The sequence below is a fragment of the Candidatus Zixiibacteriota bacterium genome (assembly GCA_022865345.1).
Lineage (GTDB): Bacteria > Zixibacteria > MSB-5A5 > MSB-5A5 > RBG-16-43-9 > RBG-16-43-9.
The window spans coordinates 1-16112 of record JALHSU010000044.1; the positions used below are offsets into that span (position 1 = coordinate 1).

The window sequence follows — 16112 nt, forward strand, 5'->3', positions numbered from 1 at the left end:
ATGTAAAGACGAATCTTCCTTCGCTTGTAACCTTTCGTTTTCCCGTCCCACTCGGGATGTAGGTTAATCTTGCTTCTGCCTGGGCTCTGCGCACCCCATCCTTTTCAAAAAGGCGCGGATCAGTTAGCTCCAGCAAAAGTTCTTCCTGAGGTTCAGCCAAGGGCCTGAGCATAGGCTGAAGATCGTCCGGAGAGCGTTCGCCTAATGCAGCCAAAATCTGTGGCATAGCTTCACTGATACCGCCTGGTCCAATTTGAATTTTTATCGCAACTGGCTCTTTTTCGAAATACAAATTTAAGGCAGCATACTCAACCCCCTTCATCAGCAGGGGAATCACTGGGTAAGAATCTTCACGTTTTTTCCTTACTTTTAACGCATATTTTGTTTCCTTCAAAACCCATGGGGAATTTAAAGCATTAAGGCTGAGCACAACGATAAATGCACGGGCTTGTTCAATGGCTTGCTTTACTTCGGGCTCTAATTCATCGCCAGCTTTTAACTCCCGAGAATCTACCCAGGTTTTCAATTGCTGGATTTCCAAGCTATTACGAAGTGCTCTCACGAATTCATCATCTTTGCCGCTGTGGGAAATAAAGATATTATTTCCAGTCATAAAACGCCCTTTTTAACTATTTATAATGCTACGTATTCCCTTTGCTACAATATTTCATCTGGACCTTGAACTCTTTACCCCCGAGGTTCAACAGGTGATTGTTGACTATCTAGGCTGACCACGTATTATCCGTCTCCCTTTTCTCCGTTCAAATTAAGCTATTTATTTGTGGAAATCAAGAAAAAACTCCTACTTCTGTCCTTTTAAATCCAAAGACTCAAAAAATTATTGCCTTACTCAATCAAAATCAGTATAATAAGTAAAAGTTTGGTTTATTTGGTTTTTCGAACAAACGCCAAACTCCAAACGAACAAACTGTACTCCGGAGAGATGTCCGAGTTGGTCTAAGGAGCACGCCTGGAGAGCGTGTAGTCCAGAAATGGACTCCTGGGTTCGAATCCCAGTCTCTCCGTTTAATTATTTTCTAACAAATTATCCCCTTATTTTTCAAAAAGTTATTGACAAATAATTTTAACTTGGTTTAGGATTATGCCTTGACATGATTCTAATGCAGGTCAGGAAAATTTATTCTAAAACTTTTTTAAAAAAACCTTGACTTTAAGTCAAGCCTGATTTATATAGTGGAAAATTCTGTTCATATAATCCGGCATGACGAAAACAACCTTCCCCTTATCTAACCTTTTTGAAGATCAAAGAATTGTAACTTTATCTATTCTTTTTCTATTGATCATTCTTCTGCCGGTCGAAGTTTTCCCTTTTTCGCCACAACCGGATTCAGCACCGTCCTTTTTTACCGCGATTCCAGACATGGATGGAAAAATCCCTCTTTACTGGTTCAAACCGGGGATAAATCCAGAGGAGAAAATCTTCGATGACGGGACTAAAGAGCTTCAGTTTAATGTTTTCGACCAGTGGTATGAGAACTGTGCCGCGGAGAAATTTTTCTCTCCTTCAACTCCTTTTGTCCTGCTCAAATCAAAAGTTTTCATCAGCTATCAAGGCAGGCCTGGAGATGCATTGTATGACTCAGCTGCTCAATTTTTCATAACCATAAACAAAAATGACCACGGAAAACCAGGATTTCCCTTTTCTGAACCAGTATATGCGAAAGCTTCTGGCAACGGAGTGCCCGAAGGCGAATGGGTGGAAATCGAGCATAATCTTTTAATCACGGAGGATACCTTCTGGGTCGTTTTCCACTGGCTAAAGGAAACGCCTACATCACCTCTAATAGGTGCAGATGATTCCACGAATAATAAAAACTCTTTCTGGGGCTGGAAAAAAGACGGATACTGGCAGTGGAATAAGTGGAGTTATAACCTGATGATAAGATGTCTCCTTTTGTCCAACGGAATGCAAACCTCTTTATCTCCGGGTGGATACAAGCTGTATAGAGGAGATACTTCTGACTTTCCTCTATCCCCAGCTTCTCTGCTGAGAACCTTTCCGGCTGACAGTTTCTATTGCCTGGATGACCAGGTAACTAACGGCAAAAGTTACTATTATAAACTGACCGCCCTTTATTCCGGTCAGGAATCTGATACCTCGAATGAGGTTCAGGCTACTCCCAGACTCGGAGCTTTTCTGCAGTCCGATTTAGATTCTTTAGAAGTTTTATTACCCTCAGGCCAGAAGAAAGTAGAGTATCTTCAACTTTCCAACCCAGGTGGACTCCCTCTGGATTATAATATTGAATTTGAGCTTTCTTTAGATGATTCCACAAAAGGGACAGATTCTTACGGCTATTATTGGAGCGATAATCTTACCAGAAAAAGTTTAAGTTATGATTGGATGGACATAAGTCAGAGAGGCGTGTTGATAAATTCTGTAGCGGACAAGAACAAAGTCTACGGACCAATCCCCCTGAATTTTCTTTTCCCTTTTTATGGAAACCTTTATGATTCCCTGTGGATTTCGACCAATGGCGTCTTGAGTTTTTATCCCTGGGAATTAAGGTTTGTCAACCAACCCTTACCCTGTGCACAGGGATATTTCAGCTTAATCGCCCCGCTCTGGAGTAATTTGACTTTAAATCAGGATAGCAAGATCTACCTTTATCGATCTTCTGATTCCTTAATTGTCTCATTCATTGATATTAAGTATTTCAAGAATGGAACCTTGTTTACTTTTCAGGTCATACTGACGAAACAAGGTTCAATCGATTTTCAATATGAAAAATTAAGCCAGTCCAACGACACAGCTACAGTTGGGATTCAGAATGAAGATGGAACCTCTGCCCTTCTTATATCTTACAATCAGGACTATTTACGGGACAGCTTGAGAATCAGGATAAACCCTCCCTATCTGCAGGTTTCACCAATGAAGGGTAAAATCAACCCCGGAGAAAATCAAACCATTAAGCTTGCTTTTGACAGCTATTTCTTATCGCAGGGTTTGTTCAAGGGAAAACTAAAAGTTTTTTCACAGGACAAAAACCATAGTTTGAACCCTTTATCTTTGCCGGTTGTTCTGAATGTTGATACCACCACCTCAGTTCAGAATGCACCTGAACAAATTCCGGTTACTTTCAAGCTTGGACAGAACTATCCAAATCCCTTTAACCCCCTTACCACCATTCCCTTCAAAGCCGGTAGCAGGAAGCCCGGAGCTGGTAGCCCCACCCGCACCACCCTTAAAATCTATAATGTCCTCGGGCAGTTGGTGAAGACATTAGTGGACGAAGAAAAATCACCTGGAAATTATCAGGTGATCTGGGATGGAAAAGATCAGAAGGGGGATGAAGTTTCTTCCGGGATTTATTTTTATCAGCTCAGAACTGGGAATTATAAAGAAACGAGAAAGATGAGTTTATTGAGATAATTGTGGGGGCAGGCCCCTGTGCCTGCCCATTCTGTATCAGTCGGGCCCCCTGACCCGACGAAGTAAGGTCGTAGCGCGAGGCCGTCAAGGTCTTGAGACTTTCAGCCTCGCAATGCGACCCTAAAAGGGTCGCGCTACGAAAAAGAAAAAAGGCAACCCTGATGAGTTGCCCTACAAACTTATGTCGTCATTGCGAGCGAATGTAATGAGCGAAGCAATCCTTTTATTCTAAGGAGATTGCTTCGTTGGTCAAATGACCTCCTCGCAATGACGTGAAGAATAAAAAAAGAGGCACAAAATGAAAATTAAAAAAGGATGGAAAATTCTTATCTGGATCACGGGGATTATCATTGCACTTTTGATAATCGTCTCCGTGGCGGTCAAACTTATTTTCACCAAAGAGAAGCTTTTAGCTATGGTTCAGCCACAGGTGGAGAAGGCTCTGAACCGGAACGTAGAAATCGAGGATATCTCTCCTTCGATCTTCAAGGGTTTGGGAGTGGATATTAAAGGGCTGGAGATTTCAAACCTGCCGGGATACGAGCAGAAGGACCTTTTCAAGATCAAAAACTTCTCTGTCCGGGTAAAATTCTGGCCCTTATTGAAGAAAAGGATTGAGGTAAGAAAGATAATCCTGGATCAGCCGGAGATTTTCATCGAGAAAAACAGGGACGGGGTTCTGAGTATTGCAGATTTGATGAAAAGCGGTGGTGGTCCGCTGCCTTTAATCCTTTTTGAGAACGTGCAGATAAAAAACGGGAGTTTTACTTATAACGACCTGTCCAACGGGAGCAGAATCTTCTTAGGAGGTATAGAGCAAAAAGGGAAACTGGTGATGGATCAAAAGTATGAGAACGGAAGGTCTGAAGGAAAACTTTCCATCCAGAAAATTGAACTAAAACTACCAGGGTTCAAAAGCAAACTCCCGGAACTTTCTTTCCTGCTCCAGCACAAAGTGAGCTTTAACTTGCCCGGTGACTCCCTGAATGTCGAACAGGTCAAAATCGATCTGGCCAAAATATCATTGGAGATAAAAGGCGTCATAAAAGACCTGAAAACGACGCCGCAGGCTGATTTGGCTCTGAACTCAAAAGATATATCTATTCAGGACTTATTGTCATCTGTCCCAGCGGACAAAAACTCACCTTTGTCCCAGTTAAAAGGCTCAGGTAAAATGCGGATGACTGCTTCGCTAAAAGGTGAGCTTAAAGGTAAAACTTTGCCGAACTTTAAAGGTCAGGTGGCTCTCAAAGACGTGAGAGTAGATTTTGCCAGAGTACCACAGCCATTTCTTTTGCCATCTGGCCAGATAGATTTCGATAACCAGGGGCTGAGCGTTATTACTCAAGATGCGAAATTAGGGGATACTCCATTAGAACTCAAGGCAGTGATTGATAATTACTCTGACCCGAACCTGACTTCTGAGCTCAAAACTAAATTCGATCTGGCGATCGTCAAAGAAGTGCAAAAACTGCCAGAAGGCACAAACCTCTCAGGTTCTGTCGACATCGATGCTAAAGCTTTTGGCAAGCTCAAGAAACCGGAACAACTTGACCTCTCCGGGAATTTCAATTTAAGGAACATCGGTATATCCTCTCCTAATCTCACGGTCCCGGTGAAAAATCTCAACAGTGATATGTCGCTTTCCAAAGGGGTTTTGAACATCGAGAATCTGAGCCTGAGTCTGGGGAAATCATCTTTGAGTCTTAATGGAAAAGTTGAGAATGTGGTTCAGTCGTTAATTCCAGGAAAGGGAATACAGAAGAAACCCTTCCTGAGCTTCAAGTTGAGCTCGCCATTTATTGACCTGGATGAGATAATGCCGGTTGAGCAGAAGGTCAAACCAAAGGAGAAACAGCCGGTGAAAACCGCACCTCCTTTTCCGGACATAGATGCTTCAGGACAGGTAGAAGTTAAGAAATTAATCTTCAGACAGGTCGAGCTTGAAAACCTGGTGGCGAATTTAGAGATTAAGAACAGAGTCGTGAAAGTCCAGAACGTGGTGGCAAACGTCTATAATGGTCTGGTAGGCGGAAATGCCACTTATGATCTGACTGATATGAATGACCCCAAATTCGACATAAAGGTCAGCGCCAGCAAGATCGAAGCTAACAACTTTTTGTCCAGATTTGCCCTTTTCAAAGACCATCTTTTCGGGAGCCTGAATCTGACTGCGGATTTTTCAGGAAAAGGTCAAAGTACGGAACAGATAACCAAATCACTGATTGCCTCTGGCACCGGGACGGTTACTGACGGCAAGCTGGTCAACTGGGAACTTTTAAATCAAATCTCCTCCTATCTTAAGATGAATGAGTTCAAGGAAGAGAAGATAAGAACCCTGACAAATTCCTTTAAGGTCAATAACGGGAGAGTTTATTTCGAGGATTTTGAAGCCCTCTCTCAAAGCGGGGACTGGAAAGCTACCGGCTCAGTTGGCCTGGACGGGAGTTTAGATTATTCGGTGAATGTGGTTCTTTCACCAGAGCTTTCCAGCCGTATAGATTTGGGAGATCTGACAAAGTTCTTTCAGGACGACAAGGGAAGGATGGTGCTGGATTTCAAGCTAGAGGGAAATGCCAAAAGTCCCAAGTTTACCATAAGCACTGCCAGAGCAGAGAAAAAATTCCAGCAGGAAATCCAGAAGCAGAAGGATAAGGCGACTGAGGATTTGAAGAAAAAAGCCGGTGATTTGCTGAAGGGCCTGTTCAAAAAATGAAAGTGAATTCAAGCTGGGCTATAAAATGGCTGTGGATATTTTTCTGCATTTTTCTTATTCCGGGATTCGCCTATGCTCTCCCTCAGTTTGACATCTACGTTCAAGACCCCAAATTAAAGCAGGAAATAGAAGTCACAGCTAAAAAGGCCTATACCCAGATCTCCGGTTTCATAGAAGATTCATTGACTCATCCGGTTACCATTTACGTGGCTGAGAGTGAAAATGACTTCAAATCCAAATTAGGCTCGGATTTTCCAGATTGGGGAATAGGAGCGGCTGTTCCCGAGCATAATCTCATCGTTCTAAAATCTCCTGCCAAGTTCAGGTATAATCGCCCTTTTTCAGAGGTTTTGGAACATGAGCTGGCTCACATTTTTTTAGATAAGAGGGTCGGTAATTCAGTTCCTCCTCGCTGGATAGATGAAGGGTTTGCCATGCTGGAGTCCAGGGAATGGCAGATTGGCCAGGATATTCTGGTGGTCCGTGCAGTTCTCACCAACTCGATCATCCCTCTATCCCGGATCGAAGACTTGAACAGCTTCAGTGACAGCAAGGCCCAGTTAGCTTATACTGAAAGCTATCTGGCCTTATCTTATTTTTTGGATGAATACGGAAAGGAAAGTTTTTTCAAGCTACTCAACTACCTTTCCTCAGGTCAGAGCCTGGATTTAGCCTTCCTCAAAGCCACGGGCGAAAGCTACATCGGTTTTCAGGCTGGCTTTGTAGACTACCTTAAGAAGAAATATAACTGGTTAGCCTTCTTCGGGGACAACATTTTATTCTGGCTGGTGCTTGCCTTTTTGCTGGTGTTTCTTTATTTTATGAAAAGATATTATAATCGCAAGACCCTCAAAAAATGGGAATATGAGGATAAGATAGGAAAGTATGACTACCATGAGGAAGATCAAGCACCAGATTGAATATCTTTTTACCAGAGGAGTAGGGATTTTAGTCCAGATCCTTCCTTATAATGCTGCTGTTTTCATCGGCTCTTTTTTAGGAGATTTGGCTTTCAGCCTGCTCAGGATAAGAAGAAAAGTCACAATAGATAATCTGAAAAGAGCTTTTGGCAAGACCTATACTGAAAAGGAATTCAGAAAAATCGCCAGGGAAGCTTACCGGAATATCGGCAGGGGATTTGTAGAATATGCGATGTTTCCGGTTCTGAAGAACAGATTGGATAAGCTAGTAGAATTTGAAGGGCTGGAGAATTTTGATAAAGCTTTGAAAGATAGAAAGGGTGCAGTCTTGATAGCAGGGCATTTTGGAAGCTGGGAGTTGATGGGTGCTGCCACAAGGCAAAAAGGTTATCCCATAGATTTCTTAGTCGGAGAACAACACAATTTACTGGTCGACAATCTGATGAACAAATACCGTCAACTGATGAGAATAGGAATTATCAAGATGGGAGTAGCAACCAGAGGAGTGATAAAAGCATTAAGAAATAACAGGTTTGTGGCAATGCTCTCGGACCAGGACGCAGGAAGAGACGGGGCGGTCGTGGACTTTTTTGGTTATCCGGCCTCAACTCCTAAAGGTCCGGCTGCCTTTGCATTGAAAACCGGTGCTCCGATAATTATGGCATTTATAATCAGAAAGAACAACGGAAAACAAAGGGTAATTTTAGAGGAACCAATTTATATTCAGGAGAGTAGTAATAAAGAGGAGGATATCAGGAAACTGACTCAGGCTTACACCTCTCTACTAGAGGATTATGTAAGAAAATATCCGGATCACTGGTTCTGGCCACATCGCAGATGGAAAAGCACAGTGGGGTGATACCCGATGGGGTAGGGGCGACCCGACGGGTCGCCCCTACAAAAAAATCAAATTAGATTTTTGTAAAATTAGCAGGGTTGCTGGAGGCTTATGTCAAAAAAACTTCTTATCAGGTCGGCAGTAGTTTTAGTCGTCATAGTCGCGGGAGTAATTCTCATAAAAGCTCTTTTCTTCAATTACACAAACGTTCCTACTATTCAGGTCCAGAGAGGTAATTTTGTCATCAAATTGACTGAAAGCGGGAAGATCGAGGCAAAGAAGTCCCAGAAGGTCGTTGCTCCCAGGGCAAGCAGAAGGCTTTTGATAACTTGGATGGCAGATGAGGGAAGTATGGTTAACCAGGGCGACCCTCTCATAATCTTCGACCAGACTGAACAGAAAGACTGGCTCTCCAAAGCTGAATTAAGCTTGGAAGAGGCAAATGCCAATTATCTCAAGGCTGAAGGGAATTACGATTTAGACGTAAAAGACTTGGAACTGCAGTTGGAGAAGGCTGAAAGGAATGCCAAAGAAAAGCAGTACGAATCTGAGGCAGTGAGGAAAGAAGCCGTTCGGGAATTAGAATTGGTAAAAATGAAGTTGGCTGTTAAGAAAAAGGATGTCGAAGCAGATCTGAGGACTTTGAAATTGAAATTGGAAAGTGTCAGAAGAGATAAAGAAAGTGCAGAGAAGGAATTGGCTTCTACCATAGTCAGAGCTGAAAACCCGGGACTTCTGGTATATCTTGATATCTGGAAGGGTGGAGGGACCATGGGAAAGCCGCAGGTAGGGGATACTCCCTGGCCCGGACAGGATTTGATGGAACTGCCTGACCTTTCAACCATGCTTTTAAAAACCCAAGTAAGCGAAGTGGATGGTGATAAGGTAAGAAACGACCAGGTTACCTATGTAACCCTGGATGCTTTCCCGGACACTGTTTTCAGGGGGAAGGTAACTCGTGTCGGCACTATAGCCAAGAAAAAAGACTACCAATCAGATATAAACGTGTTTGAAGTTGAGGTGACCTTGGATGCGGCAGACCCCAGGTTGAAACCGGGAATGTCTGCAAAGGGAGAGATAATCGTCGAAGAAATCCCGAATTCCGTATGGCTGCCGATTGAATCGGTCTTTGAGAAGGATGGAAAGACCGTGGCTTATGTAATGGGTGGGGGAAGACCCCAGAAAAAGGAAGTCAGAGTGGGGAAAAGAAACGATACCAGCATAATCATAAAAGAAGGTTTGAAAGGAGACGAGCTGGTCTGCCTGCAGGACCCGACTCAAAAAACAGAAGGCGAAAAAGTCAAGATAAAAGAAATCAAAGTAGAGAAAGGAATTCCGGATACTCCTGAAGGTTCTCAGGAGCTGAAGGAAGTCAAGACTCAGGAAGGCACAAAAGGAGAAATGGTGCCCGAGAAGGGTAAGAGAATACGAGTGCAAAGACCCAGAAAAGAAGGAACAAAATCAAGTTCGTCTGACAGCACCAAGGTCGAACTTAAAACCGAAGGCAAATAGGCAGGTTCATCCAAATAGATGGGAAAAGAAGAGCTACAGTTAAGAGTTGATTATAAAGAGATATTAAAAGTGTCTTTAGATTCGCTTCTTAGGCACAAGTTGAGATTTTTTTTAACCACCCTGGGGATAATTTTTGGTGTAGCTGCAGTGATTGCCATGCTTTCCATAGGTGAGGGAGCAAAAAGGGATGCCCTGGAACAGATAAAATTGATGGGGACAAACAATATCATAATCAAAGCCAAGGCCCCTCCTGAAAGCAAGACCGGCGAGCAGAAATTCGGGGTTTCAGAGGGGTTGAGCTTAGGAGATGCTTCAAATTTTGAGGTGCTCAGCTCACTGGTCAAAGCTGTGGTTCCTCGCCGTGAAGAATTTGTAAACCGGATCAGGTACAAAGATTCAGAAAGCAAGGGAAAAGTGATTTCCCTTACTCCGGAATATCTCCGGCTCCTGGATTATCAAGTCGACAAAGGAAGATTTTTCACTGAGGGGGATGACCAGGAATGCCGGCAGGTTTGCGTTTTAGGCTCAAAGATAAAGAAAGACCTTTTTGCTTTTTCCAATCCTCTGGGTGAACAGATAAAATTGGACGACCTCTGGTTCACGGTGATCGGGGTAATGCAGGAGAAACCTTTTGGAAAATCGAAACTTGAAGGTCTGGAGGTCAGAAACTTAAATGAGGAGATTTATATTCCGCTTCAGACCGCGGTCAAAAAAATCCCACGAGGGCCTTCTGGCAGTTTTATGTCTTTTGGAGGGTTTTCCATCCGGACGTTTCAGACCGGTGCAGCCAGTCCTCTGGATGAGATAACAGTTCAGGTAAAGGATTCGAAACAGGTGGAGGAGACCGCAAGCCTGATCAAGGATATATTAAAAAGGAGACACAACCAGGTCGAAGACTTCGAGGTGGTCGTTCCAGAGGCACTTTTAAGGCAGAGCCAGAAAACCCAGAGGATTTTCAACATCGTGATGGGTTGTATCGCAGGGATATCTTTATTAGTTGGCGGGATAGGGATTATGAACATTATGCTGGCAACAGTTCTTGAAAGGACCAGGGAAATAGGGATAAGAAGAACTGTGGGAGCGAAGAGAGTCTACATACTGAGGCAATTCTTAGCCGAGGCAGGTTTGATAAGCTTAGTCGGCTGCGTGATTGGACTGGCTCTGGGAACAGGTTTAGCCAAGGGAATAAACTATTATGCTCATTGGAGGACAATAATCTCTTTAGGCTCAGTTATCCTCTCAGTTGGAGTTGCATTTGGAGTCGGTCTCGGCTTCGGAATCTACCCGGCTAAAAGAGCAGCAGAGCTTGACCCGATCGAGGCGCTAAGGTATGAATAAAAAAGCCAGGAGCAGGTAGCCTGTAGCTGGTAGCTAAAGAAAAATATTACATAGAGTTATACTTTAAGTAATTATTGTAACCATCATAGAGGAAGAACCTTATGTCAATCAGAAATCTCATATTGGTAATGGTTATGTCGATGCTTATCATAACCCTGTATGCACTTTCTTTCTCTCAAGAGAGCATAGTAGTTTTGTCTCTGGATGACTGTATAAAGATGGCTTTAAAACAGGGGAAGGAATTTCAGATTTCTCAAAAAAACTTAGAGGCTTCCAAGGCGAATTATTCAGCTAAAAAACTTTCCTTTTATTTGCCGAAACTGAGCCTGAATTCCAACCTGCCAAATTATGACGTGAATGAAAATCTTTTCTATACTGGGGGTTTTGGAAATAGAATTTTTACTAAGGATAAGACCCTGAGCTATTACAATGCGCTTAGCCTGTCTCAGGATTTTTTTACCGGAGGAAATTTACAGGTTGACGGGTTCGTGAACTCTTATGATCAGCGTTACCAGACTTTTTTTGAGAATGGGGATACTATTCCGGAGAGGAAGACTCAGGAGGTTTTGACGAACGTAGGCTTCAGGTTTACCCAGCCGATTATGTTCTGGTCCTCACCTAACCGGCTGGAGTTAGACAAATCAAAGGTCGAATATCAATTGGCTCAGAAAGATTATGCGGAAAAAGTCAACGGCTTAATCTCGGAGCTTACCTCTGCTTATTTTGACCTGTTGATTACCCAGAGGGAGGTTATGATAGCAGAAAAGAAGTTAGAAGCTTCTCAGATTGCCCTGGAAAACGTCAAGAAAATGCAGGCAGAGGGAATCAAAAGCGACGAAGAAGTTTATAACGCGGAAAAGGAGTTTCTGAATAATAAAATAAATCTGATTGACCAAAACGGGAAGATAAAGGAACTGGAGAATAGCTTTCTGCAGAAGACAAATCTTAAAACCGATGTAAAGATTGAGCTGCTGGATAAGTTTGATAATGTAACTCTTTCCTCTGAAGATAGCAGCCTTCTCCAGAAGAGCGTGGATAACTCAGCCGGTTCGTTGAAAGCTGAATTGGAGGTGAAGTCAAAAGAGATAGCTTTACACCAGCAGCAGGCAGCCGGGGGTATCATCGGCAATTTTGAAGCCACTTATGGACTATGGGGGAGGGGGGATCAGATAAGTTCGAGCTGGGATGATCTGAGAAGGAATCGCTGGGGAGTAAACATTAGTTTGTCTATCCCTATCTGGGATGGCGGGGCAAGAGATGCCTCTCTAAGAAGCCTTCAGCTTTCCCTGGAGGAGGCTCAAAATAAATTAGAGCTGACCAGAAAGACTGTGCGGCTGAATCTGGAAACTGTCATCAATAAGCTGAATAACCTTGACCAGAAAGACAGCCTTCTTCTAAAAGAGAAAGGTCTTGCCTCTAAGAAACTGGAAAATTCTCAGGATAAATACAAAATGGGCTTGATCTCTGAAAAGGAGCTCCTGGATGCAGAGGTAAGCTATCTGGAGACCGAGAAAAGCTATTTAGAAAACCTGAAAGAGTTCTATCTGCAAAGAATTGAGCTGAAGAAGATCTGGGGAGTTTTACCGGAGATCGAGTAAATAAATAAGTTCCCTCCTTTACCATAATATGATTCCAGACAAAATACTTATCATCCAGACCGCTTTCTTAGGGGATGTGGTTCTAACCACTCCTTTAATAAAAGCGGTAAGAAAAAAATACCCGCACTCGAAAATCTTTTTCCTGCTCATTCCGCAGACTGGGGAGCTTTTAAAAAATAATCCATTTCTGGATGGGGTAATCGTCTATGACAAGAAAGAAAAGGAGAAGGGAATTTTCAGTTTCCTTGCTCTGGCTATGAAGATCAGAACCTCCAGTTTCGATCTGGCTGTTATTCCTCACCGTTCTTTTCGCAGTGCACTTTTGGCTTATCTTGCGAGAATTCCACAGAGGGTAGGTTTCGATAAAAGCTCCGGGGCTTTTCTTTTTACTAAAAAGATTAAATATATTCAAAACCAGTCTGAGGCTAAAAGGAATCTTTCTCTTTTGGAAACAGATATACCCCCAGAAAACGATTGTTTACCTGAGCTTTTTCCATCTGAGGATGATTTTAAATATGTAGAGGAGCTTTTTAAGAACTGGGATGTCAAGAGAGAAGATAAAATAGTAGGTATAGCTCCTGGCTCGGTCTGGAATACCAAAAGATGGCTGCCTGAAAGATTCGGCGAGGTTGCAGAAGCCTTAACTGAAAAACTTGGTGCGAAGGTCATCTTCATCGGAGGAAAAGAGGATGAAAAACCCTGTCTGGAAATTGCCAGTAATATGAAAAGTAAACCTTTGATAGCCGCTGGCAAAACCTCACCACTGCAGTCGGCTTCTTTGATATCCAGATGCAGGGTAATCTTATCCAATGACACCGCGCCTATGCACATGGCGGTGGCGATGAGGGTTCCAGTGGTTGCCATCTTCGGCTCCACCATTCCGGAATTCGGTTTTGCACCAACTGGCAAAAATGACCTGGTCATTCAGAAAGAGATTTATTGCAGGCCCTGCGGCATTCACGGAAGAAAAAAGTGTCCGGAAAAGCACTTCAGATGTATGAAAGAAATCACAGAGGAAGAGGTCTTTGAGGGAGTGGTGAAAATTTGGAGTGCGAACCTTTAGGTTTGCCGATTGATATAAAAAAAGGTAGCCGCAAGCTTCAGCTTGCGTATCCGTATTTGAAATATTTTAACGCAGACTAAAGTCTGCGGCTACCGACTAATAAATATATAAAGTGTAAAACTAAAGTTTTACACTCCAGCTTCGATTTTCAGTTCACAATGAGACCAGTCAGGCTGACAGTTATCGGGACAATTACCAAAGACACCATCACTTTTCCGGATGGGAAAGTGAAAAAAAGCTTTGGGGGTATTCTTTATAATATTCTTCCCTTTGCATTATTAGCTCCTCAGGATATGATCATTTCACCTGTCTGCAGTCTGGGCTCAGATATATATAAGAAGGTCCTCTCTTATCTGAAACGGTTTGGCAATATCGACTTGAACGGAATATCGATGGTCAAAGAAAAGAATAACCATGTCCATCTTTTCTATGACCGGAGATGGCACAAAAAGGAAATCTTAAAAAATTTGGTCCCGAAAATTGAGTTTCATCAGGTCAAACCATATCTTGATAGCGATTACCTCTTGATTAATTTTATCTCCGGTTTCGACATAGATCTGGATACTTTGAGGAAGATAAAGAAGAAGTCTGATTCTCGAATTTTTATGGACGTGCATTCTTTGATATTGGGGATTAAGAAAAGTGGTCAAAGATTTTTTAAAGTCCCGGATTTATGGAGAGAATATCTGAAAATAGCAGATATAGTTCAGATGAACTTTAAAGAGATGCAAATAATATCGGGAGGCTATCTTAAATCAGAAAATCATTTAAAAGGGTTTGCACAGACAATTTTAAATCTTGGTCCTCAGATCTTACTGGTTACCTGCGGAAAAAAAGGTGCTTTGCTCTACTACAAAATAGAAAAGAAAATCGTCTCTTACCTATCATCGGCTTCGCTGGTAAGAGATTCTGTTGACCCCACCGGGTGTGGAGACGTTTTCTCCTCAGGATTTCTTTTGGCCTATCTCAAAACCAATGACCCTGAACTTTCCTGTGAATATGGTAATTTTCTTGCAGGCATGAAAAGCAGATTTTCAGGGATAGAGAGGTTTCTAGAAAAAACACTGGATTATAAACCTTCAGGTTTATCGAATTGATTTTTCTCCAGTTGCTCGAACGCAAAGCTGAAGCTTTATACTCCGACCAAAATTAATTTAGACAAAATCAATCTGAAAACATGGAAAAAAGTTTGATTTAACTTGACAACCTGATGCAGGACTTATAGATTAAAGCGATTTTTTAGATTTAGTTCAAGCTCTGGAAAAGGAGGAAGTTTGAAAGAGGCAATAAAGGAGACTCTGGAGTTTCTGAAAAGAAAAAAGGTGGAGTATGCGGATATCAGACAAATTCACAGGGTTACTGAAAACATCGAGGTAAAAAACGGAAACATAGAGGGGATTTCCTGCGATACGGATCAAGGTTTTGGAATTCGCATAATCGCCAACGGAGCCTGGGGGTTTGCTTCCAGCTCCGTGCTTTCGCCAGCTGAGATGAAAAGGGTGGCCAACAAAGCTTTAGAGATAGCTAAAGCCAGCTCCATAATCAAAAAAGAATTAGCCAGATTAAGCCCCACTGAAGTTTTTGAAGACCAGTACACTTCAAAATATGAGATCGACCCATTCAGGGTTCCCTTAGAGGAAAAAATTGAGCTTCTACTTAAAACTACAGAGATTTTGCGAAAAAATGACAAGATCAAGGTAGCAGAAGGCAGTATGGACTTTTATAAAACCGAAAAGCTGTTCGCCTCCACCGAAGGAGCTTTTGTCCGCCAATCGATACTGGAAAGCGGAGCAGGAATTTTAGCCACAGCAGTAAACGGAAACGAGGTTCAGAGAAGGTCATATCCCAACTCTCATCGTGGAGATTATGCTACCCGGGGGTATGAATTCATTCAGGGATTGAAATTGGTGGAAAACGCAGATCGGATTAGAGAAGAGGCAATTGAGCTTCTCTCTGCACCTGCCTGTCCGGATAAGGATACCACTTTGATAATCACCGGCTCCCAGATGGCTCTGCAGGTGCACGAGTCGTGCGGGCATCCGACCGAGTTAGACCGGGTTTTAGGAACAGAGGTAAGTTTAGCGGGCAGCAGTTTTATGACTTTGGACAAGTTGAACAAGTTAAAATACGGTTCAGACAAGGTAAGTATAACAGCGGATGCCACCCTTGAAGGAGGGTTAGGCAGTTTCGGATACGATGACGAGGGGGTAAAAGCCCAGAGGGTCGAACTGGTTAAAAACGGCGTTTTCGTGGGTTACCTCACCTCCAGGGAGACTGCCCGGGTGCTCAATCAAAAAAGCAACGGAACAATGCGGGCAGAGGGCTGGAACCGTATCCCCTTGATTAGAATGACCAACATCAACCTGGAGCCAGGAGAATGGGAACTGGATAAACTCATTGCCGATACAAAAGACGGTTTTCTTTTAGATATGAACAAAAGCTGGTCCATTGATGATAAAAGACTGAATTTCCAGTTCGGGGTAGAAGCGGCCTGGGAGATTAAAGACGGGAAAAAGGGAAGGATGTACAAGAACGCGGTCTATACCGGAATTACCCCGGAGTTCTGGAACAGCTGCGATGCAGTGTGCAACCGGAATCACTGGCATGTCTGGGGACTGCCTAACTGCGGAAAAGGCGAGCCGATGCAGACCATGCACGTGGCTCATGGAGCGGCTCCGGCCAGGTTTAGAAATGTCAAAGTGGGAGTGAGCAGATGATCGGAAAAGAAAAAAT

At 43.0% G+C, this 16112-nt stretch carries 11 protein-coding genes and 1 tRNA gene; 11 read left to right on the forward strand and 1 reads right to left on the reverse strand.

The annotated features are described in order from the left end of the window. Positions 1-613: toll/interleukin-1 receptor domain-containing protein (locus MUP17_01700; protein MCJ7457689.1), on the reverse strand; the 613-nt coding region annotated here is incomplete at its 3' end. Positions 614-937: 324 nt separating this feature from the next. Between MUP17_01700 and MUP17_01705 the strand changes: the two genes are divergently transcribed. The 11 genes from MUP17_01705 to MUP17_01755 all read left to right on the forward strand — a co-directional run bounded on the left by MUP17_01705 (position 938) and on the right by MUP17_01755 (position 16096). Continuing rightward, positions 938-1025, forward strand: a tRNA-Ser gene (locus MUP17_01705). Between the two features lie 197 nt (positions 1026-1222). Then, the gene (locus MUP17_01710) at positions 1223-3394 is read left to right on the forward strand and encodes a T9SS type A sorting domain-containing protein (protein ID MCJ7457690.1); all 2172 of its coding nucleotides are present in this window, start codon (positions 1223-1225) and stop codon (positions 3392-3394) included. 298 nt (positions 3395-3692) lie between these two features. Beyond that, complete coding sequence (locus MUP17_01715) at positions 3693-6110, forward strand: AsmA family protein (protein MCJ7457691.1); 2418 nt, start codon at positions 3693-3695, stop codon at positions 6108-6110. Then, positions 6107-7030 carry a peptidase MA family metallohydrolase gene (locus MUP17_01720; protein ID MCJ7457692.1) on the forward strand — a complete coding sequence of 308 codons (924 nt, stop codon included), beginning with the start codon at positions 6107-6109 and terminating at the stop codon, positions 7028-7030. The genes MUP17_01715 and MUP17_01720 overlap by 4 nt, the downstream gene beginning before the upstream one ends. Continuing rightward, positions 7005-7889: a lysophospholipid acyltransferase family protein gene (locus tag MUP17_01725; GenBank protein MCJ7457693.1), complete on the forward strand. Its 885-nt coding sequence runs from the start codon at positions 7005-7007 to the stop codon at positions 7887-7889. Before MUP17_01720 ends, MUP17_01725 begins: the two co-directional genes overlap by 26 nt. Positions 7890-7979: 90 nt before the next feature. After that, positions 7980-9380, forward strand: a complete 1401-nt coding sequence (locus MUP17_01730) for an HlyD family efflux transporter periplasmic adaptor subunit (GenBank protein MCJ7457694.1) — start codon at positions 7980-7982, stop codon at positions 9378-9380. Positions 9381-9398: 18 nt separating this feature from the next. After that, positions 9399-10718: an ABC transporter permease gene (locus MUP17_01735; protein MCJ7457695.1), complete on the forward strand. Its 1320-nt coding sequence runs from the start codon at positions 9399-9401 to the stop codon at positions 10716-10718. 101 nt (positions 10719-10819) lie between these two features. Next, positions 10820-12316 carry a TolC family protein gene (locus MUP17_01740; protein MCJ7457696.1) on the forward strand — a complete coding sequence of 499 codons (1497 nt, stop codon included), beginning with the start codon at positions 10820-10822 and terminating at the stop codon, positions 12314-12316. Positions 12317-12344: 28 nt separating this feature from the next. Then, positions 12345-13379: a lipopolysaccharide heptosyltransferase II gene (gene waaF, locus MUP17_01745; GenBank protein ID MCJ7457697.1), complete on the forward strand. Its 1035-nt coding sequence runs from the start codon at positions 12345-12347 to the stop codon at positions 13377-13379. Between the two features lie 158 nt (positions 13380-13537). Continuing rightward, positions 13538-14476 carry a PfkB family carbohydrate kinase gene (locus MUP17_01750; GenBank protein ID MCJ7457698.1) on the forward strand — a complete coding sequence of 313 codons (939 nt, stop codon included), beginning with the start codon at positions 13538-13540 and terminating at the stop codon, positions 14474-14476. A gap of 177 nt (positions 14477-14653) precedes the next feature. Then, positions 14654-16096, forward strand: a complete 1443-nt coding sequence (locus MUP17_01755; GenBank protein MCJ7457699.1) for a TldD/PmbA family protein — start codon at positions 14654-14656, stop codon at positions 16094-16096. The last annotated feature ends 16 nt before the right edge of the window (positions 16097-16112 follow it).

What these genes read in the sequence shown, in the direction of transcription:
- MUP17_01730 (MCJ7457694.1), top strand. Translation starts at nt 7,980, where the DNA reads ATGTCAAAAAAACTTCTTATCAGGTCGGCAGTAGTTTTAGTCGTCATA.
- MUP17_01720 (MCJ7457692.1), top strand. Translation starts at nt 6,107, where the DNA reads ATGAAAGTGAATTCAAGCTGGGCTATAAAATGGCTGTGGATATTTTTC.
- MUP17_01750 (MCJ7457698.1), top strand. Translation starts at nt 13,538, where the DNA reads ATGAGACCAGTCAGGCTGACAGTTATCGGGACAATTACCAAAGACACC.
- MUP17_01710 (MCJ7457690.1), top strand. Translation starts at nt 1,223, where the DNA reads ATGACGAAAACAACCTTCCCCTTATCTAACCTTTTTGAAGATCAAAGA.
- MUP17_01735 (MCJ7457695.1), top strand. Translation starts at nt 9,399, where the DNA reads ATGGGAAAAGAAGAGCTACAGTTAAGAGTTGATTATAAAGAGATATTA.
- MUP17_01725 (MCJ7457693.1), top strand. Translation starts at nt 7,005, where the DNA reads ATGAGGAAGATCAAGCACCAGATTGAATATCTTTTTACCAGAGGAGTA.
- MUP17_01715 (MCJ7457691.1), top strand. Translation starts at nt 3,693, where the DNA reads ATGAAAATTAAAAAAGGATGGAAAATTCTTATCTGGATCACGGGGATT.
- waaF (MCJ7457697.1), top strand. Translation starts at nt 12,345, where the DNA reads ATGATTCCAGACAAAATACTTATCATCCAGACCGCTTTCTTAGGGGAT.
- MUP17_01740 (MCJ7457696.1), top strand. Translation starts at nt 10,820, where the DNA reads ATGTCAATCAGAAATCTCATATTGGTAATGGTTATGTCGATGCTTATC.